This is a genomic window from Streptomyces sp. YIM S03343, assembly GCF_054729195.1.
Window position 1 is genome coordinate 537212 of sequence record NZ_JBPUKX010000001.1, and the last position, 23324, is coordinate 560535.

The 23324-nt window shown below is 70.2% G+C and carries 21 protein-coding genes; 14 read left to right on the forward strand and 7 right to left on the reverse strand.

Annotation, left to right across the window (positions count from 1 at the left end):
• Positions 1-7: 7 nt before the first annotated feature.
• The 4 genes from ACSYGN_RS02485 to ACSYGN_RS02500 form a co-directional block, all read right to left on the reverse strand.
• Positions 8-952, reverse strand: a complete 945-nt coding sequence (locus tag ACSYGN_RS02485) for a carbohydrate ABC transporter permease (RefSeq protein WP_460391313.1) — start codon at positions 950-952, stop codon at positions 8-10.
• Positions 949-1863, reverse strand: coding sequence for a carbohydrate ABC transporter permease (locus ACSYGN_RS02490; protein ID WP_460391315.1), 915 nt, complete (start codon positions 1861-1863; stop codon positions 949-951). Before ACSYGN_RS02490 ends, ACSYGN_RS02485 begins: the two co-directional genes overlap by 4 nt.
• A gap of 104 nt (positions 1864-1967) precedes the next feature.
• A complete protein-coding gene (locus ACSYGN_RS02495) occupies positions 1968-3362 on the reverse strand; it encodes an ABC transporter substrate-binding protein (RefSeq protein WP_460391317.1) in 1395 nt (464 codons plus the stop codon).
• 362 nt (positions 3363-3724) lie between these two features.
• Positions 3725-4882, reverse strand: a complete 1158-nt coding sequence (locus tag ACSYGN_RS02500) for a LacI family DNA-binding transcriptional regulator (protein WP_460391319.1) — start codon at positions 4880-4882, stop codon at positions 3725-3727.
• Between the two features lie 291 nt (positions 4883-5173).
• Between ACSYGN_RS02500 and ACSYGN_RS02505 the strand changes: the two genes are divergently transcribed.
• Positions 5174-5791, forward strand: a complete 618-nt coding sequence (locus ACSYGN_RS02505; protein WP_460391321.1) for a TetR family transcriptional regulator — start codon at positions 5174-5176, stop codon at positions 5789-5791.
• A 38-nt stretch (positions 5792-5829) separates the two neighbouring features.
• Complete coding sequence (locus tag ACSYGN_RS02510) at positions 5830-7557, forward strand: MDR family MFS transporter (RefSeq protein ID WP_460391323.1); 1728 nt, start codon at positions 5830-5832, stop codon at positions 7555-7557.
• A gap of 229 nt (positions 7558-7786) precedes the next feature.
• Here the strand turns inward: ACSYGN_RS02510 and ACSYGN_RS02515 are convergent, their stop codons facing one another.
• Complete coding sequence (locus ACSYGN_RS02515; RefSeq protein ID WP_460391325.1) at positions 7787-8554, reverse strand: radical SAM protein; 768 nt, start codon at positions 8552-8554, stop codon at positions 7787-7789.
• A gap of 1 nt (position 8555) precedes the next feature.
• Complete coding sequence (locus ACSYGN_RS02520) at positions 8556-10109, reverse strand: YjjI family glycine radical enzyme (RefSeq protein WP_460391327.1); 1554 nt, start codon at positions 10107-10109, stop codon at positions 8556-8558.
• A 597-nt stretch (positions 10110-10706) separates the two neighbouring features.
• Here ACSYGN_RS02520 and ACSYGN_RS02525 point away from each other — a divergent pair.
• From ACSYGN_RS02525 to ACSYGN_RS02550, 6 genes are all read left to right on the forward strand, one after another.
• Positions 10707-11279: a dihydrofolate reductase family protein gene (locus tag ACSYGN_RS02525; protein ID WP_460391329.1), complete on the forward strand. Its 573-nt coding sequence runs from the start codon at positions 10707-10709 to the stop codon at positions 11277-11279.
• A gap of 559 nt (positions 11280-11838) precedes the next feature.
• The gene (locus tag ACSYGN_RS02530) at positions 11839-11949 is read left to right on the forward strand and encodes a keywimysin-related RiPP (protein WP_107102704.1); all 111 of its coding nucleotides are present in this window, start codon (positions 11839-11841) and stop codon (positions 11947-11949) included.
• Between the two features lie 26 nt (positions 11950-11975).
• A complete protein-coding gene (locus tag ACSYGN_RS02535; protein WP_460391331.1) occupies positions 11976-13826 on the forward strand; it encodes a lasso peptide isopeptide bond-forming cyclase in 1851 nt (616 codons plus the stop codon).
• Positions 13827-13872: 46 nt separating this feature from the next.
• Entirely contained in the window at positions 13873-14127 is a 255-nt protein-coding gene (locus ACSYGN_RS02540) for a lasso peptide biosynthesis PqqD family chaperone (RefSeq protein ID WP_460391333.1), read from the forward strand.
• Positions 14124-14561, forward strand: a complete 438-nt coding sequence (locus tag ACSYGN_RS02545) for a lasso peptide biosynthesis B2 protein (protein ID WP_460391335.1) — start codon at positions 14124-14126, stop codon at positions 14559-14561. The genes ACSYGN_RS02540 and ACSYGN_RS02545 overlap by 4 nt, the downstream gene beginning before the upstream one ends.
• Entirely contained in the window at positions 14558-16381 is a 1824-nt protein-coding gene (locus ACSYGN_RS02550; RefSeq protein WP_460391337.1) for an ABC transporter ATP-binding protein, read from the forward strand. The genes ACSYGN_RS02545 and ACSYGN_RS02550 overlap by 4 nt, the downstream gene beginning before the upstream one ends.
• 89 nt (positions 16382-16470) lie before the next feature.
• Here ACSYGN_RS02550 and ACSYGN_RS02555 read toward each other — a convergent pair whose 3' ends face one another.
• Complete coding sequence (locus tag ACSYGN_RS02555) at positions 16471-16890, reverse strand: hypothetical protein (RefSeq protein WP_460391339.1); 420 nt, start codon at positions 16888-16890, stop codon at positions 16471-16473.
• 489 nt (positions 16891-17379) lie between these two features.
• On the opposite strand from ACSYGN_RS02555, the gene ACSYGN_RS02560 reads away from it, so the two are divergent.
• From ACSYGN_RS02560 to ACSYGN_RS02585, 6 genes are read left to right on the forward strand one after another with little or no spacing between them, the layout of a single operon-like run.
• Positions 17380-18339 (forward strand): S8 family serine peptidase, encoded by a 960-nt coding sequence (locus tag ACSYGN_RS02560; protein ID WP_460391341.1) that lies wholly within the window; start codon positions 17380-17382, stop codon positions 18337-18339.
• Positions 18320-18952, forward strand: a complete 633-nt coding sequence (locus ACSYGN_RS02565) for a GAF domain-containing protein (RefSeq protein ID WP_460391343.1) — start codon at positions 18320-18322, stop codon at positions 18950-18952. Before ACSYGN_RS02560 ends, ACSYGN_RS02565 begins: the two co-directional genes overlap by 20 nt.
• Positions 18953-18955: 3 nt before the next feature.
• The gene (locus ACSYGN_RS02570; protein WP_460391345.1) at positions 18956-20056 is read left to right on the forward strand and encodes a radical SAM/SPASM domain-containing protein; all 1101 of its coding nucleotides are present in this window, start codon (positions 18956-18958) and stop codon (positions 20054-20056) included.
• The gene (locus ACSYGN_RS02575; RefSeq protein WP_460391347.1) at positions 20031-21065 is read left to right on the forward strand and encodes a hypothetical protein; all 1035 of its coding nucleotides are present in this window, start codon (positions 20031-20033) and stop codon (positions 21063-21065) included. The genes ACSYGN_RS02570 and ACSYGN_RS02575 overlap by 26 nt, the downstream gene beginning before the upstream one ends.
• Positions 21062-21766: an iron-containing redox enzyme family protein gene (locus tag ACSYGN_RS02580; protein WP_460391349.1), complete on the forward strand. Its 705-nt coding sequence runs from the start codon at positions 21062-21064 to the stop codon at positions 21764-21766. Before ACSYGN_RS02575 ends, ACSYGN_RS02580 begins: the two co-directional genes overlap by 4 nt.
• A complete protein-coding gene (locus tag ACSYGN_RS02585) occupies positions 21763-23313 on the forward strand; it encodes an MFS transporter (RefSeq protein WP_460391351.1) in 1551 nt (516 codons plus the stop codon). The genes ACSYGN_RS02580 and ACSYGN_RS02585 overlap by 4 nt, the downstream gene beginning before the upstream one ends.
• Positions 23314-23324: the final 11 nt, after the last annotated feature.

The following is a 23324-nucleotide window of genomic DNA, read 5'->3' on the forward strand; positions in this document are numbered from 1 at the left end:
AGGGGGGCTATTGCTTGACGCTTCCGGTGGCCAGGCCGCTCTGCCAGTACCGCTGGAGCATGAGGAAGGCCAGGACGAGCGGGACGATCGAGACCAGCGACCCGGTCACCACCAGGGCCAGCATGTCGCTGCTGGCGCCGGCCCCGCCGTTCTGTGCCTGGGCGGCCCAGGTGGACAGCCCGACCGTGATGGGGTACAGCTTCGGGTCGTTGAGCATGATCAGCGGCAGGAAGTAGTTGTTCCAGGTCGCGACGAGCGTGAACAGCACGACGGTCACCAGACCCGGTGCCAGCAGCCGCAGCGCGATGGTGAAGAAGATCCGGGCCTCCCCGGCCCCGTCCATGCGGGCGGCCTCGATGAGGCTGTCGGGGACGGCGTCCTCGGCGTAGATGCGCATGAGGTAGAGGCCGAAGGGGCTGACGAGCGAGGGCAGGACGACCGCCCACGGGGTGTTGACCAGGCCGGCCTTGGCGAAGAGCAGATAGGTGGGGATCGCCAGGGCGGTGGTCGGGATCATGATGGCGCCGAGGACCAGGTTGAACCCGGCGCGGTGTCCGCGGAAGCGGTACTTGGCGAAGCCGTAGCCCGCGGCGGCCGCGAGCAGAGCGGCGCCGAACGCACTCACCCCCGCGTACAGGATCGTGTTGAGCAGCCAGCGCCCGAACACCCCGTCGTCCTGGCTGAACGTCGCCTTGATGTTCGCCAGGAACTGCGGGCTGTGCGAGAACCACAGGCCGAAACTGTTGAACAGGTCCTGGGTGCTCTTCGTCGAGGCGACGAGAAGCCAGAACAACGGCAGGAGGAAGTACGCGAGCACCGCCAGCATGGCGATGGTGAGCGGGGTACTGCGGCGCTGGGCGGAACGGGTCCTGCCGGGCACGCGCCTGATCGAGCGAGGAGTACGGCCGGGTGCCTCGGCCGCCGAGGCTCGCGGGGTGACCGTGGTCGTCATGGGGTCCTCCTGCGGTTGGCGGTGAGCAGGAAGCCGTAGGACACGATCACGATGACCAGGCCGAGGAGGAAGGACACCGTGGCCGCGTAGTTGACCTGCTGGCCGGTGAACGCGAGGGAGTAGGCGTACAGGTTGGCGGTGTAGGAGCTGCTGATGACGTCCGGGGCCACCTTCATCAGCAGGTTGGGCTCGTTGAACAGCTGGAAGCTGCCGATCACGGAGAACAACAGCGTCAGGGTCAGCGCGGGCCTGAGCGCGGGAAGTTTGATGGACCAGGCGATACGGAAGGCGCCGGCGCCGTCCATCGCGGCGGCCTCATACAGTTCGCTCGGGATCGTACGCAGGGCGGCGTACAGGATGATCATGTTGTAGCCGACGAACTCCCAGGTCACGATGTTCGCCAGGCTGCCGAGCATCCAGCCGTCGCTGAGGAAGTCCGGGACGGGCAGGTGCATCTTCCGGCTCAGTTGGGCGAACGGACCGAAGTCCGGACCGTACAGGTAACCCCACATGAGCGCGGCGATCACACTCGGCACGGCGTACGGCACGAAGATGCCGAGCCGGATCACGCGGCCGAGCCGCAGCAGACCACTGTCGAGCGCGAGGGCGAAAAGCAGCGCGAGCAGCAGCATCACCGGCACCTGGATCACGAAGAACAGGGCCACCCGGCCGACGCCGTGCAGGAGTTGCGGGTCTTCCAGGGCCTGCGTGTAGTTGTCGAGGCCGACGAAGACGGTGCCGCCGATCAAGCGGCTCCGGAAGAGGCTGAGGTAGGCGGCGTAGCCGAGCGGGAGGAGGAAGAGCAGAAGGAACAGCACCATGAACGGTGCGATGAACAGGGGCCCTGCCGCCCGCCGTGTCGGCCCGTCTCGGCGTCGGCCCTTGGGCGAGGCCGTGGTTGTGGCAGTCATCGTCGGCCCTTTCTGAAGGCGAGGACTGGTCAGTGGGGATGGATGACGGGTCCCGCACCGTGTGCGGCGCGCATGGAGCCGCGGGCGTGGGACCCGGTGGGGCGTTACGACGTCTTGACGGTGAAGCCCTGGTTCTTGGCGTACGTCGTCAGCCGCGACTGCCAACTGCCCAGCGCCCGCACGGTGTCGGTCTGGTCCGCGAGGGACTTGCCGACCGTCTCGGTCCAGTCGGTCGCCGCCTGGTCGAGGAACGGGGGCCACTGGAAGGAGGAGTTGACCGTGGAGCTGATGTCGGCGAAGACCTGGTTGACCTTCTGTCCGCCGTAGAAGGAGGGGGCGTCCCCGGTGAACGACGCGTCCGTGAGCAGGGCCTTGGTGGCGGGGAAGAAGAACTGCTCGGTGGCGAACATCTTCGCGCTGGCCGGGTCGCTGTTGAGAAACTGCGCGAACATCGCCGCGGCGACGGGGTTCTTGGTGGAGCGGATCACCGCGGTGGTGGAGCCGCCCCAGTTGCCGGAGCTGGGCTTGGCGGCGTCCCACTGCGGCAGCGGGGCCGCCCGCCACTTGCCGGCCGTGGCCTTGGCGGAGCCGGACAGGAACACCGGACCCCAGGCGGCGGTGATCCAGGTGGCGTACTTGCCCTTGTTGAGGGCGGCGTACCAGGAGTCGGTGAAGTCAGGCTCGACACCGATGACCCCCTCCTTCGCGAGCCCGCCCCAGTAGGCGCCGAGCTTCTGCGAGACGGAGTCGTCCACGCTGATGGTGATGTCGCTCTTGCCCGAGGTGACATAGGGCTTGGCGCCCGCCTGCCAGAGCAGCCCGTGCCAGGCGGCGACCTGGTTGGCCGCGAGGTTCGTGAGAAAGACGTCCGGGTCGGCCTTGTGGAGCTTGCGTGCGGCGGCCGCGAACTCGTCCCAGGTGCCCGGGACGTCGATGCCGTGCTTCTCGAAGATGTCGTGCCGGTACAGCATGCCCATCGGACCGGTGTCCTGCGGGATCGCCCAGACCTCACCGTTGCTGCCGCTGATCTGGCCCCAGGTCCAGTCCACGAACGTCGGCTTGAGCGCCGAGGCCCCGTACGGCCGCAGATCCAGCAGGCTGTCGGTGATCGTGAAGGTCGGGATGGCCTGGTACTCGATCTGGACCATGTCCGGCGCCCCGCTGCCGGCCTTCAGCGCCGTACGCAGCTTGGTGTACTGGGGCGTGCCCTGACCGGCGTTGACAACCTTGACCTTGACGGCCGGGTACTTCTTCTCGAAGAGCGCGACCTCCTTGTCGACGTTCGGGACCCAGGTCCAGAACGTCAGCTCGGTCGGGGTCTTCATGGCCTTGTCGATGTCGGCCTGGCTCACGCGCTTGGCCGAGGCGGAGGAGGAGCCGCCGGAGTCACCGCCACCGCAGGCGGTGAGGGCGGCCCCCAGAGAAACGGCTCCCGTGGCGGCGAGGAACAGCCGTCGGCTCATCGGGTTTGCGCTGGGTGTGGTGGTGTTTCTGGGCATGGTGAACTCCCGCCGGAAGTGCAGAGCGTGGCACGCCTGAGTGGGCGCGCAGCATGGTGAGGAGAAGGGAGGGGATGCGCGGACACGGACACGGACTCGGGCCCGAACGCGGACGTGGAGTGGACGCACGTCTTCGTGAACAGGGCACTGGCGTGTCTGCTGGTGCCGTGGCCTCGAAAGTCACGGCCTGAAGGAGCAGCGCGGAGGCAGGGGCGGAGCCCTGTCCCGGGTGCCGCGTATCAGGGCGGCGGCACCCGGGACAAGCTTTGCGGGGACAGCGCGTGGGCGTGACGCGCTCAGCGGCTCGGCTCGGGATCACCCGCACGGCTGTGCAAGGTGCGGCCCGGGTGGATCGGTGGTGTTCAGTGGTGCGTGGCCGGGCCTCCGTTCGAGAGCGGCCGATGGGAGCTGCCTTCGGCACCGGAGGCGGTACGCCGCCCGGGAGCCGGGATCGTCCGGCTCGGCGGCGGCGCTGTCGAGGCGCGGACGACCAGGTCGACCGGTGGGTCGCTCCGTGGCAGGAGATCGGCGTCCGGATTCTCGATGGCGTGCACGAGACGCATGAGCCCGTCCTGCGCCACGGCGTCGAACGGCTGGCGCACGGTGGTCAAGGGAGGAGTCACATAGGCGGCGACGGGAATGTCGTCGAAGCCGACGACACTGACGTCGTCCGGAACCCGTCGTCCCGCCTCCGTCAGTGCTCGGACCAGGCCGATCGCCATGTCGTCGTTGGCCGCGAAGACCGCGGTGACGGCACCGTCCTCAGCCAGTTCATGTCCCGCCCGGTAGCCGGACGCGGCCGACCAGTCGCCCTCGACGACCGCTGGTACGTCCCTGCCGTGAGCGGCGAGTGTGGCTCTCCACGCCTCCAGGCGTTCCCGCGCTGCGTACCACCGCTGAGGGCCGGCGAGGTGATGGACCGTCGTATGCCCGAGATCCAGGAGATGCTCAGTGGCTGCCCGGGCCAGCAGGTCGGCGCCGACCCCCGAGACCACGGTGCGGGCGGCAGCGAAAGCCGCGGGCGAGCCGAGGACGAGGATGGGCACGTCGACGCCGATGGAGACCGGTCCGCCGTCTCCTCCCTCGTCTCCCTCGTCTCCCTCATCGATCGGCTCGGAGATGACGATGCCGTCCACTCCCTGCTTGAGGAGAGAGTCGATGGCCCCGCCGACGCCGCCCGGATCGCCTTCCAAGGTGTTGACGACGTGGAGCGCGTACCCCGTGTTCCGGGCGGCCCGCTCGATGCCGATCAGCAGTGACGCGGGCCCGTAGAGAGCCGTTCCGAGCGTCACCACACCGATGGAACGGCTGCGTCCGGAGGCGAGCGCCCGAGCGGCGTGATTCAGCCGGAAACCGAGTTCCTCAGCAGCTTCGAGAACGCGCCGCCGCACTTCGGCGGAGACGTACGCCTCGTCGTTGAAGACCCGTGACACCGTCTTCTGCGAGACTCCGGCCAACCGTGCCACATCCACGCTCCGGGGCGCACCGGAACTGCCGGCCCGTCCTTGCGATGGCTTCATGATGTCTCCCGATCGGCCGCAAGCCCTCGACGGAGGACTCGTCCCCTCGTAGTCCCCTCTGACTACGCAGACATGTCTACGCAGTCAGACGGTGGCCGTCAAGAGCCTGGACCACATTCGTGATGACACGGTCACATGACCGACCACCCCGGATGCCACTGGACGGCACCACCGCGAAGGCCCCGTGAGAGATGGACGCCTGAGGCTTCAGGCCCCACTCCCGGGCCACGTGCACTGTCCGCCAATTTTGCAGGATGCGCAAAACTTGCACAGAGTGCAATAATCGGCTCCATGGTTTCCGCGAGTGAGGGTCTGCGCGACCGGCGACGCCGTCAGACCCGTCGAGAGATCCATGTCGCCGCGCTGCGACTGGCCCAGGAGCATGGCTTCGACAAGGTCACTGTCGACATGATCAGCGCGGCGGCCGGTGTCTCGCCGCGCACGTTCTTCAACTACTTCCCCAGCAAGGAAGAGGCCGTCCTGGCAGCGCCGCCGGCCGAACTGCCGCCCGCGCTGGCCGAGGAGTTCGCCGCGCTGGGCGACGCACACCCCCGCGAGGTGCTCACGGACCTGACCCGGCTGCTCGTCCGGAACCTGGCCGAGAACGCGCCCGTCCGCGAGGAGATGCACGCCACCTTCGCGCTGACGCGCGACCATCCTCCGCTGCTCGCCGTGATGCTGGCGCGCTTCGACGGCTTCCAGCAGTCGGTCGCCGAGGCCGTCGCCAGGCGCCTCGGGCAGGAGTCCACGGGCGAGATCCCGACCCTGATCGCCGCACTGGCCCTGACCGCCGTGCGCACCGGCCTGGAGCGCTGGGCCGGCGACGAAGACCCCGGAGACGGCGAGGACTCCCCGGTCCCGTACGTAGAACGGTCCGCCGAACTCCTGCGCACCCTGCTGACCTCGTGACGCCTCCCCCGCCTCATCACCCCTGCAAGGAGCCCCCGTTGAGCGACTCGACCCCCGCCATGGAACCGGGGGAGGAGAACCCTTCCGGTATTCCCCGCCACTTCGGCCTGATATTCGCCTCTCTCATGGCCGCGATGCTGCTGTCCTCTCTCGACCAGACGATCGTCAGCACCGCGCTGCCGACCGTCGTCGGCGAGCTGAACGGCGTCAACCGCATGGCCTGGGTGACCACCGCGTACATCCTCGCGGCCACCATCGCCATGCCCGTCTACGGCCGCCTCGGCGACCTGATCGGCCGCAAGGCCCTGTTCCTCGGCGGCATCGGCGTCTTCCTCGCCGGCTCCGTCGTCGCGGGAGCGGCACAGAACATGACCATGCTGATCATCGGACGGGCCGTGCAGGGCTTGGGCGGTGGCGGACTGATGATCACGTCGCAGGCGATCATCGCGGACCTCGTGCCGCCCCGGCAGCGCGCCAATTACATGGCCCCGATCGGCGCCGTCTTCGGTCTCTCCTCCGTCGCCGGGCCGCTGCTGGGCGGCTGGTTCACCGACAGCATCGGATGGCGCTGGGCCTTCTGGGTCAACCTGCCCGTCGGCGCCGTAGCCCTCGCCATCGGCACCTTCGCCCTGCGCCTACCGCGCAAGGCAGCCAGGGTCACCTTCGACTATCTCGGCTTCGCCCTCATGGCGACAGCCGTCGCCTGCACGGTCCTCGTCGCCGAATGGGGCGGCACCGACTACGCCTGGTCCGACCCGGTCATCCTCGGCATGGCCGGCGGCGGCCTGCTGGCCTGGGTGCTCTTCTTCCTCTCCCAGCGCCGGGCCGAGGAGCCGATCATCCCGCTGTGGCTGTTCCGCAGCCGTATCTTCAACACCGCCACGCTGACCGGCCTGCTCGTCATCGGCATCGGCATGTTCGCCGTCCTCGGCTATCTGCCGACCTACCTGCAGATGGTCTACGGCGTCAGCGCCACCGAGTCCGGATTGCTGCTCATCCCCATGGTCGTCGGCATCATGGCCACGGCCATCCCCTCCGGACGGCTGATGAGCAGCACCGGCCGGTACAAGATCTTCCCGATCATCGGCACCCTCCTGGTCGCCGGCGCAGCGATGCTGATGTCCACCCTGGACACCGAGACCTCCCTCGTCCTGGTCGGCGTCTACGTCTTCCTGCTCGGCTCAGGACTGGGCCTCGCCAATGCAGCCCCTCGTCCTGGCCGTGCAGAACGACTTCCCCGCCGCCGACGTAGGCACCGCCACCTCCGCGAACAACTTCTTCCGCGAGATCGGCGCCACCCTCGGCACCGCGGCCGTCGGCTCGGTGTTCACCCACCGTCTCACCGAACAGCTCGCCGCCCGCCTGCCCGCCGACACGGCCGGCACGGTCGGCGACACCCACTCCCTCACCCCCGCCCTGGTCCACTCCCTCCCGGACGCGCTCCAGAACGCGGTGATCCTCGCCTACCAGCACGCCCTGACACCGGTGTTCCGCTACCTCGCACCCGTGTTCGCCGTCGGCCTCGTCCTGGCCCTGCTCCTCCCGGAGAAGAAGCTCGCCGACGGAAAGGCCCCCGACACTCCGCCCGCCCCGGACCAGGGAACGGGACGAACGGACACCGAAGTGACCGCGCTGACCTGACCGGATCGCCGGCAAGCGGAAGGGGCGGGCCCGATGTGGCCGCCCCCTTCGCGCCCGTCCCGGCCTTGGCGTGCCTGGCGGCAGACGTGATCCGCACTGGCCACCCAGGCTCTGCACCTCGCTGACCCACCCGACTCCCGTCCCTGCCGGGCACGACCGAACGAGGCTTCCCCGTCCTCGTCAGCCCCCGGCAGGGACGGGCCTTCACGTGCGTGCCGTGCCCATGGTCGGACAAGGCCATCGCGTGGTTCTCCGGTCGAACTGCCAGTTCGCCAGAGAGACTTGCGCGATGGCCTGCCCCTGTTGCCAGCCCCGTGACGCCTCGCGGCGGCCCGGACCGGCGTGGCCGAGTGGTCAGACGACTGTGACGAGTTCGGCACCGACCCGGGCGGCGACCCAGCGTCCGTACTCGGCTCTCTGGTCGTCGCTCGGTGCCGGGATGTGGCGCGCGGCGGCGCGCACGCCGTGCGGGCGGAAGCCGATGACCTTGACCGGCACTCCCGGTGCGTGCGTCGCGAGGTAGTCGCCGGTGCGCCGCAGCTGGTCCTCGCTGTCGTTGTGCCCGGGCACCACGAGCAGCCGGACCTCGGTGAGCTTGTCCTCGCGGGCGATGCGGTCCATCGACCGGAGCACCGGTGTGTTGTCCGTGCCGGTGAGCTCGCGGTGGACGTCGACGTCGAGCGCCTTGAGGTCGAGCATGACGCCGTCGGACAGGGGCAGCAGGAGGTCCCAGTCGTCGTCGGACGCGCAGCCGTTGCTGTCGACGAGACGGGTGAGCGACGAGGTGGCCGCGTCGTCGCGCAGCGCCTCGAACAGTGCGGCGACGAACGGCGCCTGCAGGGTCGACTCCCCGCCGGACACGGTGATGCCGGACAGGAACGGCGCGTAGGTGCGCACGTCGGCCACGGTCTCCTCGACGGTGACGACCCGCGCCCGCGGCGTCGCACGCGGGATGGTGTGCGGGTTGTGACAGGCCAGACAGTCGAGGTTGCAGCCCTGCAGGAACACCACGTAGCGGTTGCCCGGCCCGTCGACCCACGAGAAGCGGACGACGTCGGCGAGCAGTCCGCTCGGCGCCGCGGTCGGGACGGCGCCGGGTGCGGCGGACGGGACAGCCGGCATGTCAGACACCGAGGCCGGGCGACGACTCTGCGCTGACGACGCGCTTGACCACGCGCTGGGTCACGTGCGAGCCGGCGACCGAGCCTGCCGCGAGCACGTCGCTGCCGTGCCGCGCGACGCCCGTGGCCTCGAGTTTGGCCAGGTCGGACTTGCGCACGAGGTAGCCGGTGATGCGGATGAAGTCGTTGCTGTCGAGGTTGAACGTGACGTCACGCATGCCGACCGCCATCGCGCCGCGGATCACGTCGACCACCGCTTGCGGGTTGCGCACGGCCGTGTCGTCGAAGTGCAGGATGTCGCTCACGCCGGAAGTGAAGAACTTGTGGTTCGGCGCGACGGCGAGCAGGTGCTCGTGCAGCGGCGGCTCGGTGCCGATCGGGATGCGCGATCCTGCCGTGACGTCGACGTCGGAGTCGATGCCCGACTGCGAGTGGAGGAAGGCGACGCCGTCGTTGCCCTCGCAGTAGGGGAGCGGCGAGCCGGCGACGAGGTCGGCGACCCGCTCCACGATGCTCCACCCGAGGGCCGTGGCGTCGGTGTCGTGCCCGTACGTGCCACTGCCGCCGGCGGCGGCGACAAGAGAGTTGACGCACTCCGCGAGACCGTAGACGCCGAACATCGCCGAGAACCGGTCGAGCGACAGCAAGCCCTCGTCGACGAGCCACGAGTGCTCGAAGAAGCGCGCCTCCTCGACCAGGGACGTGATGCGCGCCGCCATCAGCTCGGCGTTGAGCGCGACGTGCTGGGGCAGCGTCGCCGCCAGGTACGACTCCACGTCACCGTGGTGCCGGCGTGCCGACTCGGCGAGGTTGAGCCGCACGAGTGTGTGCGACCCACCGCCGACCTTGAGCGAGTTGTAGCAGCTGACGACGCCGTAGTCCGAGCCGAGGTCGTCGCGCATCATCGCGTCGTTGACGAAGTGCGGCTTGCCGCAGGCGAAGACGGTGCGGACCGCGTCGAGCAGCAGCGAGTCCGGTGTGCGGTCGACGTCGACGCGCAGGGTGAGGTTGGGGACCGTCTGCAGCAGCTCGCGCTCCAGCGCGAGCACCGTGCGCCCGACGCGCGTGTCGTCCGGGCCGAGGTTGGCGTGCGTGAACGCGTCCGGCAGCGAGCGGTCGATCGTCACCCACATGAGGCGCATCAGCCGCGTGAGAGTCTCGTCGTCGACGTCGGCCGCGTACGGCTCGAGCAGCCGGTCGACGTCGCCCAGGTAGACGGGGTAGCCGGTGATCGACGGCACCTGCGAGTACATCGACAGCAGGAAGGCGACCGCCTCGAACAGGTCGCTCGGCGGCTCGAGCTGCAGGAACTCCGACCCCTGCGTCAGGGCGCGGCGGTAGTCCGGCAGCAGATAGCGCGGGCGGTACGGCGCGTGCCCCTCCGCCATATCGCAGATCAGCCCGGACTCGAGCGCCTCGGCACAGGCGGCCGACACCTTCGGCGCGTCGAGCGCCTCCTCGGCCAGGCCGGCGAGCGCCTGGACCCGCTGGCGGTAGGTGAGCGCCGGGCTGTCCACGAGCAGCCGGGCACGGGTGGTGAACTGCGACATCTGCATATAGGGAACGGTAATACCGTGCAACGTCTCTTGTCGCCGCCAGGGAAAGCCTCGTGTCTCACACCACTGACCGTGGATGGCACGGCAGGATGGTCGGGTGTTTGGATCACCGAGCCCGACCACATCAAGATGCCGTGTCATCGGTTGAGGCGGATCATGCACCGCTCGTCGCTGTTGCGCTGTTGCTAGGTCCCGCAGTCGGGCACATGTGTGGCCCCCCTAGGGCGTGTTTCGAAAGTAGCGCCGGCCGCCCGAAGGGCGGGCCCTGCGGCGTCTGGTGCGTGCGATCGCAAGGCGGAGGGTCGCCCTCGTACTGGGCGTACGTGGGCGATCCCGACAACACAGCCGGGGGCACCCCCTGCTCGTCAGAGCTTGGGGGAGTGCGTGCCAGGCGTCGCAGGGCAGGCGGGACTTTCGAAACACGCCCTAGATGATCCAGATGGCCGAGGCCGCCCGGAGGGGCATGCGACGGGCAATGAGTTTCTGCGTGATCCGCAGTCGTAAGTCATGGTTGGTGCGCTGCAGCCGCGAGTGTGATCGAAGCGTGCACCGACCGAATCCGCCGAGAACCGGACACGAGACACCGAGGAACCAGAGATGCGTACCCTGATCAGCACCGCTTTCATCTCGCTCGACGGCGTCGTGGAGGCCCCGGGCGGCGAGCCCGGTTACCGGAACACCGGGTGGACCTTCAAGGACATCGAGTTCCTCCCCGAGGCGTACGAGATCAAAGGCCGGGAGCAGAGGGAAGCCACCGCGATGCTGCTGGGCCGGATCAGCTACGAGGCGTTCAGCCTGGTGTGGCCCGACATGGAGGACTTCGCCGACTACAAGGTGATGCCGAAGTACGTCGTCTCCACCACCCTCGCCGAGGGCGACCTGGTGTCGAACTGGGGCGAGACGACGATCCTGCGCTCGCTCGACGACGTTGCCGCGCTGAAGGAGACCGAGGGCGGCCCGATCATCGTCCACGGCAGCGCCTCCCTGAACCAGGCCCTTTCGGACGCGGGCCTGATCGACCGTTATCACCTGCTCGTCTTCCCGCTTCTGCTCGGGGCGGGCAAGCGGCTCTTCAGCGCCACGGACAAGGACACCCAGAAGCTCAAGCTCGTCGAGCACGAGGTCTACGCCAACGGTCTGCAGAAGAACGTCTTCGACGTCGTCCGCTGACACGGTTCACGCATTCGCCCTGCCGTCGCGTCCCCCCGACGTGGGACTCGTCGGACGGACCTGCTCGGCGGACGTTGGATCATCGGGCGGATCAGAGAAGGCGCCTACCGCGGGTCCGCTCGCAGCGGAGCCCGATTCGCGGGCTTCTCATGCGGATGGCCGCCGGTGAAATGTCCGGGGCGCTTCTCGGAGTGAAGTGACAGGAGGGGAGCACACCCAGGGGCGGGGAGAGCGCCCGGCGGCGCCTGCCCGCGGCCACCGGCAGGTGTGTCCGACAAGTGCGGCAATCAGCTACCGGGCAGCAGGTCAAAACGTTTCTTTGAGCATGCGCACACCCGGATCGCACGCGAATGCGGCACTGGAAACGGTCGGGACGAGAGGGGTGCACAACCCGAGTGATTCGGATTTTTCACATTATCCGACCTTCCTTGGCACTCTTGCCCCGGCCTCACGCTGCCCAGCTAGCTATGTGCTGCGGCCGCTTCCCGGCCCGGGCTCCAGACGAGCCTGGGCCGTCCGACAAGGGAAGTGGTCGGAGACCTGCATGTGAGGAGTGGGCATGAAGAAGGCTTACGAGGCACCGACGCTCGTCCGGCTCGGCACGTTCCGGAAGGAGACCGGGCTCCTGGGGCGCTCCGGCAACGACCGCCTGATCCTGAGCAAGAACTGACGACCGGCGGTCCTTGACCCGACGTCATGACTGAACTGCACGACAGTGCGGGGACGGGCTCCGGCGACGCGCACTTCGCGGTCTTCCCAGACCGTGCGGACGCGGCCGCCGTGGCCCGCTCCTTCGCCCACCCCGGAAGCCGGATCCTCGCGCATGCGTCGGGCCGGCCCTGGCTGATCGGCCACTGGCACCACGACCAGGTCCTCGCGGCACACGCCGGCGGCGCTTCCGTCGCCGTGGTCGGCTGCTGCCCGATCGACGCCCACGAACTGCGGCGCCGGGCCGCACGGCTGCGTGATCTCGCGGAGCTCGACACACTGGCCCGCTCCCTGCCCGGCAGCTTCCATCTCGTCGGCGCCCTCGACGGACGGATCAGAGTGCAGGGCACCGCCTCCGGACTGCGCCTCGTCTTCCACGCGGAGATCGACGGCGTGCGGGTGGCCGCGACCCGGGCCGACACGCTCGCCACCGTCCTGGGCCTCGACCCCGACGTGGAGGAACTGGCCGTAAGGCTGCTGTGGCCGGCCCCGTATCCGCTGTTCGAGACATCGATGTGGCGTCGGATCACCGCCGTTCCTCCGCAGGACGCCATGGTGGTCGCCGCGGACGGGCGCACCGTACGGCACACCCGGTGGTGGACGCCGCCGGAGCCGGTCCGGCCGCTCGCCGCATCGGCGCCGCTGATCCGGAAGGCACTGGAGGAGGCCGTCGACGCGCGTACCCGTCGGGGCGGCGTGGTGAGCTGCGACCTGTCCGGCGGCCTGGACTCGACCTCCGTCTGCTTCCTGGCCGACCGCTCCCCCGCCCGCGTGGTGGCCAGTACATGGCCGGGACGCGATCCGGCGGACACCGACCTGGAATGGGCGGAGCGGGCGATCGGGCACCTCCCCGACGTCGAACACGTCGTCTGGGACGCCGACGCCTCGCCGCTGGTCTACGAGGACCTGCTCGGCATCGACGACCTCCTCGACGAGCCCACCATCGGCGTCATGGACCGATCCCGGGTCCTGCACCACCTGCCTGGCCTCGCCGCACGCGGCAGCCGGTTGCACCTCACCGGCATCGGCGGCGACCACGTGGCATGGTGCTCCGAGGCGTACTACCACCGGCTGCTGCGTACCCGTCCGCTGTTCTCCCTGCGTCAGGTGCGTGGGTTCCGGGCGCTGTGGCAGTGGCCGCTCGGCGGCACGGTCCGCGCTCTCGCCGACGCACGGCCGTACGGGAAGTGGCTCGCCGACGCTGCCGGCCACCTGCGTGGCCCCTCGCCCTCGCCCGTCGCGACTGGTCTCGGCTGGGGCATGGGCCCGCGTCTGTTCGACTGGGTGACTCCGGAGGCCGAACGGATGGCCCGCCGGGCGTTGCTCGATGCAGCGGCGACGGCCTCGCCGCTGCATCCGGACCGTGGACTGCACTCGGACCTCGAGCAGATCCGCTCCTGCACCCGCGTCATCCGGCAGTGGGACCGGATGGCGGCCCGCGCCGGTCTGCCGATGGCCTCTCCCTTCCTCGACGACCGCGTCATCGAGACATGTCTCGCCGTGCATCCGGGCGAGCGCGTCTCGCCCTGGCGGTACAAGCCCGTCCTGAGCACAGCCATGCGCGGGATCGTGCCCGAGGAGTGCCTGCGGCGGAGCAACAAGGCCACGGCCTCCATGGACGCCGCCAACGGACTGCGCGAACACCGCGCCGACCTGCTGGCCCTGTGGGAGGACTCACGGTTGGCGGAGCTGGGCCTGGTGGACGGTGCCGAACTCCGCCGCCTCGCCCTGCGGCCCGCCTCCCGTGGGCTCACCGAAGCCATCCTCTACTCCACGATCGCCGCCGAGGTGTGGCTGCGGGGACGCGCCCGCGGCCGTACCCGTATCCCGCAACCCTGACCGCATCCTCCGTCAGACACGTCAGACACGTCAGAAAGGTCCTCACATGCCCCTGCGGTTCGGCGACAAGGTCTCCACGGCCGAGACCGACTACGGCACCGTGCTGCTGGACGAACGAGTCGGCACCTACTGGGAGTTGAACCCGACGGCCACCTTGGTGGTGCGGACGCTGCTGGGCGGGGGCGAGGAGGCGGACGCGGCCGCCGCCCTGGTCCAGGAGTTCGACATCGACCAGGCACAGGCCCTGCGGGACGTCGAGGCGCTCGTACGACAGCTGCGCGGCTCGGGGCTCGCCTCATGACGACGCCCAGCGCGCTGGAGCGTCCCAGCGGCGTGCCCCTGTCCCGGCGTCTGACCGCCCGCCTCGTCCTGCTCCCCGCCGTCGCCCTCGCCCTGCTGCCGCCCCACCGCATCCGCACCGTGCTCGGCGTTCTGCGGCGCGGCGCCGCGCCCGCTTCCACCGCACAGGCCCAGGACGCGCGCGACGCCATGTGCGCCGCCAGCCTGCGCTGCGCCGGACCGAAGGGGTGCCTGCCGCGCTCCCTGGGGGCGGCATTGATGTGCCGTCTCGGCGGAACCTGGCCGACCTGGTGCACCGGCGTACGCGTCGTCCCGCCCTTCACCGCGCATGCCTGGATCGAGGCGGAGGGCCGTCCCGTCGGCGAGGGCGTGCCGGAGGGCTACTTCGCCCGGCTGGTGGCCGTCGGCCCGCTGCCACGGCCGACGGACCGATGACCGGCACGACGATCCCGCCCGGCGGCCGGGCCGAGGCCGGCGAGGGCGACACGTCGACCCGGGCGGCGGTGGCCACGATGTATCGGCTCACCGCCGGGCACCGGAGCGCCATCGCCGTCGCCACCGTACTGACCCTCGTGGGCTCCGCGCTGGGACTGGCCCAGCCACTCGTCGCCAAGGACGTCGTGGACGCGACCGGCCGCGGCCAGGTCGTCTGGCCGCTGCTGGTGCTCCTCGGCGCGCTGTTCCTCGTCGAGGCGGCGGCTGGGGCCACAGGGCGCTTCATTCTGGAGCAGATGGGCGAAGGTGTCGTACGGCAACTGCGTCACGGGCTGGTGGGGCGGCTGCTCCGGCTGGAGATGAGGGAGTACGACCGGCACCGCGGCGGCGACCTCATCTCCCGGGTGACGGCCGACACCACCCTGCTCCGGGAGGTCGTGTCACAGGCCCTGGTGGATCTGGTGACGGGAAGCCTCGTCGCCGCCGGCGCGATCATCCTCATGGCGTGGCTCGACCTCCTGCTGCTGCTCCTGGTCGCCGTGACCGTGGCAGCGGCGGCCGTGGTCGTCGCCTCACTGCTCACGGGTATCAGATGCGCGTCCGAGCACATGCAGGACTCGGTCGGTGCCATGGCCGCCGACCTGGAACGCGCCCTCGGTTCCCTGCCTATGGTCCGTGTGCACCGCGCCGAAGAACGCGAGGCGGCGGGCATCGGCGTCCGCGTCGACGAGGCCTACGGCGCGGGGGTGCACACGGCGAAGCTCGCCGCCGTCATGAGCTCCGCCGTCGAACTCGCCGTCCAGGGCTCGTTCCTCATCGTGCTGGTCGTCGGCGGCCTGCGGGTCAGCGGCCACGCCGGCTCCCTCGGCGACCTCGTCGCCTTCCTGCTGTACGCCTCGTACCTCGTCCTGCCGCTGTCCTCCGTCTTCCGCGCGGTGGGCCTCGTCCAACGCGGGATGGGCGCCTACCGGCGCATCGACGAGGCGCTCCACCTGGCTGTCGAGCCCACCGCACCCCGGATCCCGGCGGACCGCGCACCCACACCGCTGCCGACCGGGCCGCCTCTCACCCGCGAGCACCCCGCCCTCGCCCTGCACGACGTCCACTTCTCCTACGACCCGCGGCGGCCTGTCCTGTGTGGTGTTTCATTCGCCGTCCCGCACCGGCGGTACGTGGCACTGGTGGGCCGGTCCGGAGCCGGCAAGAGCACGGTGTTCGCCCTGGTGGCGAGGTTCTACGAGCCCGACGCGGGGGCCGTGCTCTTCGACGGGCGGCCCGCGACCGGACTCACCCGTGAGGCATGCCGCCGAGGCATCGCCGTCGTCGACCAGAACACCCACGTCATCCACGGCACCCTGCACGACAACATCGCCTACGCCGTGCCCGACGCCACCGAAGCGGATATCCGGCGCGTCATCGAACTGGCCAGACTGGAAGAAGTCGTCGACCGGCTGCCCGGCGGCCTGTCCGCCGTCATCGGCGAACGCGGCAGCACACTGTCCGGCGGCGAACGGCAGCGCGTCGCCCTCGCCCGGGCGTTGCTGGCCCGCCCCGCGCTGCTCCTGCTGGACGAGCCCACCTCCCACCTCGACGCGATCAATGAATCGGCGCTCACCACCGTCATGAAGGACATCGCCCAGGAGTGCGCCCTGCTGGTCATCGCCCACCGTCTGTCCACCGTGCAGCACGCGGACCACATCGTGGTGCTGCAGGACGGCCGCGCCGCCGCCGGCGGACGCCACGAGGAGTTGCTTGCCGGCAGTGCCCTCTATCGCGAGCTGGCCGCGAGCCAGATGCTCCGGCCGGGCGGTGAGCTCTGAGGCGACAGCCCGGGACGGGCGGGCGGTTGAAGCGTGCCGTACTGGCGGTCGAACGCCGGCGCGGCGACATCACCGACGCCCTGCTCAGCTCAGCTCAGAGGATCAGGCCGGACCCGTCCGGGTGGTACCTGCGGTTCCTCGATGCCCGGAACCGCCATGACATAGAACCCGGCGCCGTCGAGATAACGCACGGTGTTGAGGTCGCGCAGCACGATGTCCCCGACCCGGTGGGACAGCGTGGCCCTCACCGGATACCCCGCGTCGTCGACGGTGGCGGTGATGCGGGCTCCCGGCGCGGCCGACACCGTCATGTCACGGAAGCTCTCCAGGGAACGAACGCGTTCAAGCCCGCGGTAGCCGGCGAGTCTGCCGGTGAACGGTGAAACGAAGCCCGCCCAGGCGAAGGTGGTGCGGAGCTGATAGGGGTGCCCGGCGCGGGCGTGGAAGCGGCCGGGGTCGAGCAGAGCGTAGATCCTCGCCGAGGGCGCGGAACTCAGTCCCTTCGACACCGGCGACGGCGCGGACCAAGCCGGGACGGGCGGATTCCAAGCCCGTAACCGGGCCTGGCCGTGCCCGCGGGCTTCCTGCTCTCCTGGGACACCGGGCGCCGGTCGGTGAGCATCTCCCTGCGCATCCTCACGATGGTCACGACGGGCCTCGCCGTCACGGCTCTCCAGCAGTCCTACAAGGCCGGCTGCTCGAACCCACGGCCCCCTCCTCCCCCCTCTCCCCACCCGAGCCGGCCGACAACGCAGAGAACTGTCAGTTTCCGTGCCGCCAGGGGCAGGACCGGCTGGAAAGCACCCCAGACAACTGGGATGTCCGAGGGCCGGGAACCTCGTACAGAATCGGTCCGCGGGCGCCGCTCAGCTGTTCGACAGCGGGACGGTCCGGCAGTCCGACGGTTCGGCATCACGCCGTCCGAGAGAGCCACCAGTGACCGGAAGGCTCCATTGACCACCACAGGGTTTCGTCGAGCAACGATCCGATTCGCCCATATGAATGCCGGGGAACTCGTCGACCGGTCCTGCCTCGCGGCCTCCACGGCGGTGGACCGGGAATGGGCCTGGGGTGGGTCGCGCGGTGCGGGAATCCGGGTCTGCGTCATCGACAGCGGAGTCACGCCGGAACATCCCGAGATCGGCCCCCTGGAGGGGGCGTACGCGGTGGAACGCGTCGAGCAGGACCCCGCGGGCGACGGCCGGCCGAGCCACCGGATCGTCGCGGACGACCAGGGCGACGCCGCCGGTCACGGCACCGCGTGCGCCGCGATCATCCGGCGGATCGCACCGGACGTGAGCCTGACCAGCGTACGGATCCTGGGGCCGCGGCTCGCGGGCGACGGCAACGCGCTGCTGGCAGCCCTGCGCTGGGCGGTGGCGAAGCGCTTCCATGTCGTCAACCTGAGCCTCTCCTCACGCAAGGGCGACTTCAAGGCCTCACTGCACGACATCGCGGACGAGGCGTACTTCAACCGGGTGGCGATCGTGGCCTCGGCGCACAACAGCCCGGTCCGCAGCTATCCCTGGATCTTTCCCTCGGTGATTTCCGTCGGGTCGCACGAGATTGCCGACGAGGAGCGCATCGAGGTCAGTCCGCAGCCCCCGGTCGAGTTCTTCGCGGCCGGTGTCGGCATCGAGGTCCCCTGGGTGGGCGGCGGCCGTTCGTTCCTCTCCGGGAACAGTTTCGCGACCCCGCATGTCACCGGATTCGTGGCCCGCATCCTCGGAAAGCATCCATGTCTTCCGGTGAGCGAGGTCAAGCATGTTCTCGCCTCCCTCTCGGACAACGTCACCGACGTGTCCGACCCGCCCCGTGCCCCCACCCCCGTCACCGCTTCCGCCGTACCGCACCCGCCCGTCGAACCCGCCCGGTCCGGCGTATCCGCCGTACCCGTCCCGTCCGCCACATCCACCCCGTCCGCCGAAGGAGCCGGCCATGACGAATCCGGCGCATGACGCCCCCCTCAGCGGCCCTCCGTTGTCCCGGCGCGACGAGGTGTTGCGCTCGACCGTACGGCTGGCCCGACTGATCTTCAGCGCTCCCGCCTCGTCGGTCTTCCTGCACGACGCGGCGGGCGAGGCACTCGTCCTGGAGGCGATCTCCGACCCGCGGGAGGACAGCCTGGTGGGCTGGACCATCCCCGACTACAGCGGCATAGCCGGGTGGGTCTTCCAGAGCGGGGAGGCGGTGATCGCCGACGACCTCGACAACCACGCCCAGTTCAACCGGGACTTCGCGGCCGCCACCGGCCGGATACCCAAAGCCATCATCGCCGCGCCGCTGGACACCGGCGGGTCCGTCTTCGGCGTTCTGGAGGTGCTCGACCCGGTGCTGGGCCCGCGCAGCACGACCTCCGGCCTGGAACTGGTCTCGGAGCTGGCGCGCCAGTGCGCGGCGGCCCTGGCGCTGGCGGGCCCGCTGCCCGGCCCTGCCGGACGGCACGCGGCTGCCGCCGAACGGCTGACCACCCTGGTGGCCGACCTGGCCAGCACCGACGACCCGAAGGCCTCGCGGACACTCGCCTCGCTCGAGGAGATCGCCAACGCCCTGTCCTCGAGGAGGGAGTGATCCATGCACCTGCTGGACATCGGCGCCATCCGCAACAAGCCCGCCGCCGGCCTCTATCTGGCCCTGACCCGCCGCTGCCCGCTGTCGTGCGCCCACTGCTCCACCGACTCCTCCAGCACCAGCGAACAGCATCCCGAGACGCCGTTCCGCCGGCTCGTGGAGTCCTTCGACCGCGAGACCCGCCCGGACCTGCTGCTGATGTCCGGCGGTGAAGCGCTGCTGCGGGCCGCGCTCGTCGCCGATCTGGCGCGCACCGCCCGGTCCGTGGGCTGCCGTTCGTATGTGCTGTCGGGCATGTGGTTCGCCCGGGAGAACCGGCGGCTGCCCGCCCCGGTGTCCGCGGCGATCCGCGAGGTGGACCACTTCGCAGCCAGCCTCGACGAGTTCCACGAACGCGAAGTGGCCCGGGCCGACGTCTTCCGGGCGATGCACCGCATACGCCGACTGGTGCCGCAGGTCAGCTTCCAGCTCACCGGGCGCGGGGACGACGATCCCTACCTCCGGGGCCTGATCGACGACGTGCGCCGCGAGTTCGACGACCAAGTGCCCATCCTGGTAGGCACCTTGAGTCCGATCGGCCGCGGCCGCCAGCTCGGCGGGCTGACTGCCACGCCCTCCTCCGGCGTCCCGGTCGCGCCCGTCGACCCGTGCGACCGGATCACCTGGCCGCTGGTCACCTACGACGGGACCGTCTACGCCTGCTGCAACCAGGACCTGGTGGAGCGGCGCGTACCGGAGCACCTGATCCTCGGCCATGCGTCCCGCCAGTCGTGGCCCGAGCTGCGCGAGGAGTTCCTGCGCCGGGAGCTGTACCGGGCACTGCGTGTGCTCGGACCCAGCTTTGTGGCGAGCCGGTTCTCGGACGGACCGTGCGACAAGGGCATGTGCGGCAACTGCGTCGCGCTGTCCGGTGACGCCGCGGCCGAGCGGCGGGTGACGGAGTACCTGCGGACCGACTCCGGGCGGCACGTGGAGGCCGCCGCCCGCCGCATGGTCGAGCAGGTGGACGGGACCGCCTTCTCGGACCGCCGCTCCGGCCGCTACGGGGGCCTGGTGTCCCTGGGACGGGAGGCGGACCGTGAACAGCCGTCCTACGCCCGCTGACACCGGGGCGGTGCGCAACCGCCCCACACTGGCCGACACCGAGGCGATGCGCCGCCGCCGCGGCGAGTCGGTCCTGCTGTACATCACCGACCAGTGCCCGGTCGGCTGCGCCCACTGCTCCGTGGACGCTCGCGCGGACGGCGGCAAGGTCACCGACTGGGAGGCGTTCCACGACGTCGTCTCCGGCATCGTCGCGCTGCCCGGCCTGCGGTCGGTGGCGGTCTCCGGCGGCGAGCCCTTCGCCGAGCAGCGGGCGCTGCCGTACGCGATCGGCGCGTTCGCCGACGCCGGGCTGGACACCATCGTCTTCACCAGCGGGTACTGGGCGCGCGAGAGCGGCTCCGCGCCCGGCTGGGTGCGGCGGCTGCTGCCGCGGATCTCCACGCTCTTCCTGAGCACGGACGGTTTCCACCAGGGCGGTGTGTCGAGCGGGCGGTTCGTCGGCGCGCTGCGCGCGGCCCACCGGGCGGGCTGCCGCATCGTCGTCCAGGAACTGGACACGGGCGACGGCACGCGGGTGGCCGAGGGGCTGCTGCTGGACGCGCTCGGCCCGCGGTGGGCCGACGAGGCGGAGACCAAGCTGATCACCCCCCTGCGGTACGGGCGGGGCTCGGGGGTCTTCGCCCTCCAGAGCCGGCACGAGGTGGGGGAACTGGCGGCGTGCACCCTGCTCGGCTCACCCACGGTCCGCTACGACGGGGTGGTGATCCCCTGCTGCAACGAGGGGCTGATCACCGGTCACGGGCCGTCCGCGCTGCGTGCCCCGACCCGGCGGCCCGAGGGCGTGGCGCGGGCGCTGACCGGGTTCCGGGACGACCCGCTGCTGAGGGTGGTGGGACAGCTCGGCCCGGGGGCGGCGGCCGGCCTGCCCGGCTTCGAGGCCCTGCGCGAGGAACGTTTCGAGAACGTCTGCGGCGGCTGCTGGAAGGCGTACGACATCGCGGGACGCCCGGGGCGGGCCGCGGACTCCGTGACAGCACTGGGCGTGGCCCTGAGGGAAGGCGGATGACGGTGGAGGAGCAGACGAGGTCGCAGGCGCTGCGCCACAAGATCGGGCTGCTGATGCCGGCGGTGGACGCCGCGTCCCGGCAGATGTGGGCCCATCCGCACAGCGACCAGGTGTACCTGGAGTGGCTCAAGGCGCTGCACGGGACGATCCGGGCCACGGTGCCGCTGATGTTGGCGGCCGTTGAGCAGTGCACGGCCCGTCAGGGCGACCCGGTGGCCGATCTGCTGGGCCGTTATCTGGCCAAGCACATCCGTGAGGAGTACGGGCACGACCAGTGGGTGGCCGACGACTACGTGGTGGCCGGGGGTGATGCCGAGGCGCTGCGCACGACGCTACCGGGGGCGGCCATCGCCTCGCTGGTCGGCTCGCAGTACTACTGGGTGCGCCATGTGCATCCGGTGGCGCTCATGGGACACATCGCGGTGCTGGAGGGCCACCCGCCCGGTCCCGGGCTGGCCGGTGACCTGGCGGTCCGGACCGGGCTGCCGGACGAGTCGTTCCGCACCATAGCCCGGCACGCCCAGCTGGACGTGCAGCACCGCGACGACGTGCACCGGCTGATCGACCGGCTGCCGCTGGACCCGGCACAGGAGGAACTGCTCGGTGTGAGCGCGCTGCACTCCCTGAGGGGGCTGATCGAGGTGATGGAGGACGTCCTCGACCGGGTCCACCGGCGCTCCCCGGCGGCCCTGTCCGGATGAGCCGCGCGCGGGTTCCGGGCCCGCTGGCGGGCCACGACTTCCGGCTGCTGTACACCAGCACGGTGGTCTCCGGTCTGGGCGACTGGCTGGACCAGGTGGCGCTGCTGGTGCTTGTCACCACGGCCTGGCACGGCGGCGCGGGCGACCTGGCCCTGGTGGTGGCCGCGGGCATGCTGCCGCTGCTGGCCACCCCGTTCCTGGCGGTGCTGGTGGACCGCCGGCAGTCGCGCCGGGTGCTGTTCCTCACCGACCTCGCGCAGGCGGGGCTCACCCTGGGTCTGGTGGTCGCCCCCGGGGTGTACTGGGCGGCCGGGCTGGTGCTGGTCCGCTCGGCGCTGGGCTCGGTCGGCGGGCTCGCGAGCCAGATCCAGCTACGGGTCTCGGTGCCGCCCGACGGTGTCCAGGCCGCCACCGTGCTGCTCCAGACCGCGATGCAGTCGGTCAAGATCCTCGGGCCCGCGCTCGGTGGTCTGCTGGTCGCCTTCATGTCGCCCCGGGCTGTGTTCGCGGCCAACGCGTGCACGTTTCTCGTCGGGGTGATCACCGCCCGCGCCCTGCGCACCACGTCGTCACCTTCCCGGAATACAGATCTGCACTATTTCAAAGAGCTGAGAGAAGGATTCCAGCACGTTTTCGGATCACGCCTTCTGCGTTCCCTGCTGTTCGTCATGTGCAGCCTGATGTTCGTCGTCTTCCTTTACGATTCGATGTCCGCTCTGATCGTGCCGGCACTCGGAATGGGCACGTCCTACATCGGCTACATGGTGTCCGCCGTCGGACTGGGAGGGGTTGCGGGCTCGCTGCTCATGGGGCGTTTCGCGGCGCGGCTGCGACCTTTCCTCACCATAGCCGGGTCGGTCCTGGTGATCGGCTGCATCATCGTCGTCATCGGGATCGCCATTGTCCAGGAAATACATATTGACTCCACCATATGGCTGTGTGTTATTTTCCTTCTGGGAATCGCAAGTGCCGGAATTCTTGTCACTTTCCCCAGCGTCGTACATTCCGAGACGCCGGTCGAACTGACCGGCCGGGTATGGGCGCTCATGAATTCCGTGCCCGCCGTCCTGAACGTACTGGCCCCCGCGCTGGCGGCAGCCCTGGTCGTGTGGACCGGGCTCGGGAGCCTGCTGCTGATGGCGGGTGCCGCCCTGCTGCTCACCGCTGTCGTGGTCGCCGTCCGGCTCGGCCGCGTACCGCACACCGATCCGTCGTCCGCCGCGGACGACGGTGCCGGACGGGCCGAGGAGCCGACGCCCGGCCCGGCCCCCCTGAACTCCGGTGCGCCGCACCGGGAAAGCAGAACCTCGTGCGGGAATCGCGCGGGCTCGTCAACCGAGGAGATCACCATGGCGGACAAGATCGACAAGCTGGCCGAGGCCGGTTTCTCCCTGACCGACGCCACCGAAGCCCAGCAGGCGGTGCTCAAGGCCCTCACCGAGGACGAGGTCAACGTCCTGCTGAGCGTCAAGTCCCGGGTGGAGGCCGCGGGTTCGGACCTGGAGGGCCACTCGGTCTCCGACCCCAGCGGCGGCTACCTCTGGTAGTGCCGACCCTC

What these genes read in the sequence shown, in the direction of transcription:
- ACSYGN_RS02485 (WP_460391313.1), bottom strand. Translation starts at nt 952, where the DNA reads ATGACGACCACGGTCACCCCGCGAGCCTCGGCGGCCGAGGCACCCGGC.
- ACSYGN_RS02490 (WP_460391315.1), bottom strand. Translation starts at nt 1,863, where the DNA reads ATGACTGCCACAACCACGGCCTCGCCCAAGGGCCGACGCCGAGACGGG.
- ACSYGN_RS02495 (WP_460391317.1), bottom strand. Translation starts at nt 3,362, where the DNA reads ATGCCCAGAAACACCACCACACCCAGCGCAAACCCGATGAGCCGACGG.
- ACSYGN_RS02500 (WP_460391319.1), bottom strand. Translation starts at nt 4,882, where the DNA reads ATGAAGCCATCGCAAGGACGGGCCGGCAGTTCCGGTGCGCCCCGGAGC.
- ACSYGN_RS02505 (WP_460391321.1), top strand. Translation starts at nt 5,174, where the DNA reads ATGGTTTCCGCGAGTGAGGGTCTGCGCGACCGGCGACGCCGTCAGACC.
- ACSYGN_RS02515 (WP_460391325.1), bottom strand. Translation starts at nt 8,554, where the DNA reads ATGCCGGCTGTCCCGTCCGCCGCACCCGGCGCCGTCCCGACCGCGGCG.
- ACSYGN_RS02520 (WP_460391327.1), bottom strand. Translation starts at nt 10,109, where the DNA reads ATGCAGATGTCGCAGTTCACCACCCGTGCCCGGCTGCTCGTGGACAGC.
- ACSYGN_RS02525 (WP_460391329.1), top strand. Translation starts at nt 10,707, where the DNA reads ATGCGTACCCTGATCAGCACCGCTTTCATCTCGCTCGACGGCGTCGTG.
- ACSYGN_RS02530 (WP_107102704.1), top strand. Translation starts at nt 11,839, where the DNA reads ATGAAGAAGGCTTACGAGGCACCGACGCTCGTCCGGCTCGGCACGTTC.
- ACSYGN_RS02535 (WP_460391331.1), top strand. Translation starts at nt 11,976, where the DNA reads ATGACTGAACTGCACGACAGTGCGGGGACGGGCTCCGGCGACGCGCAC.
- ACSYGN_RS02540 (WP_460391333.1), top strand. Translation starts at nt 13,873, where the DNA reads ATGCCCCTGCGGTTCGGCGACAAGGTCTCCACGGCCGAGACCGACTAC.
- ACSYGN_RS02545 (WP_460391335.1), top strand. Translation starts at nt 14,124, where the DNA reads ATGACGACGCCCAGCGCGCTGGAGCGTCCCAGCGGCGTGCCCCTGTCC.
- ACSYGN_RS02550 (WP_460391337.1), top strand. Translation starts at nt 14,558, where the DNA reads ATGACCGGCACGACGATCCCGCCCGGCGGCCGGGCCGAGGCCGGCGAG.
- ACSYGN_RS02560 (WP_460391341.1), top strand. Translation starts at nt 17,380, where the DNA reads ATGAATGCCGGGGAACTCGTCGACCGGTCCTGCCTCGCGGCCTCCACG.
- ACSYGN_RS02565 (WP_460391343.1), top strand. Translation starts at nt 18,320, where the DNA reads ATGACGAATCCGGCGCATGACGCCCCCCTCAGCGGCCCTCCGTTGTCC.
- ACSYGN_RS02570 (WP_460391345.1), top strand. Translation starts at nt 18,956, where the DNA reads ATGCACCTGCTGGACATCGGCGCCATCCGCAACAAGCCCGCCGCCGGC.
- ACSYGN_RS02580 (WP_460391349.1), top strand. Translation starts at nt 21,062, where the DNA reads ATGACGGTGGAGGAGCAGACGAGGTCGCAGGCGCTGCGCCACAAGATC.
- ACSYGN_RS02585 (WP_460391351.1), top strand. Translation starts at nt 21,763, where the DNA reads ATGAGCCGCGCGCGGGTTCCGGGCCCGCTGGCGGGCCACGACTTCCGG.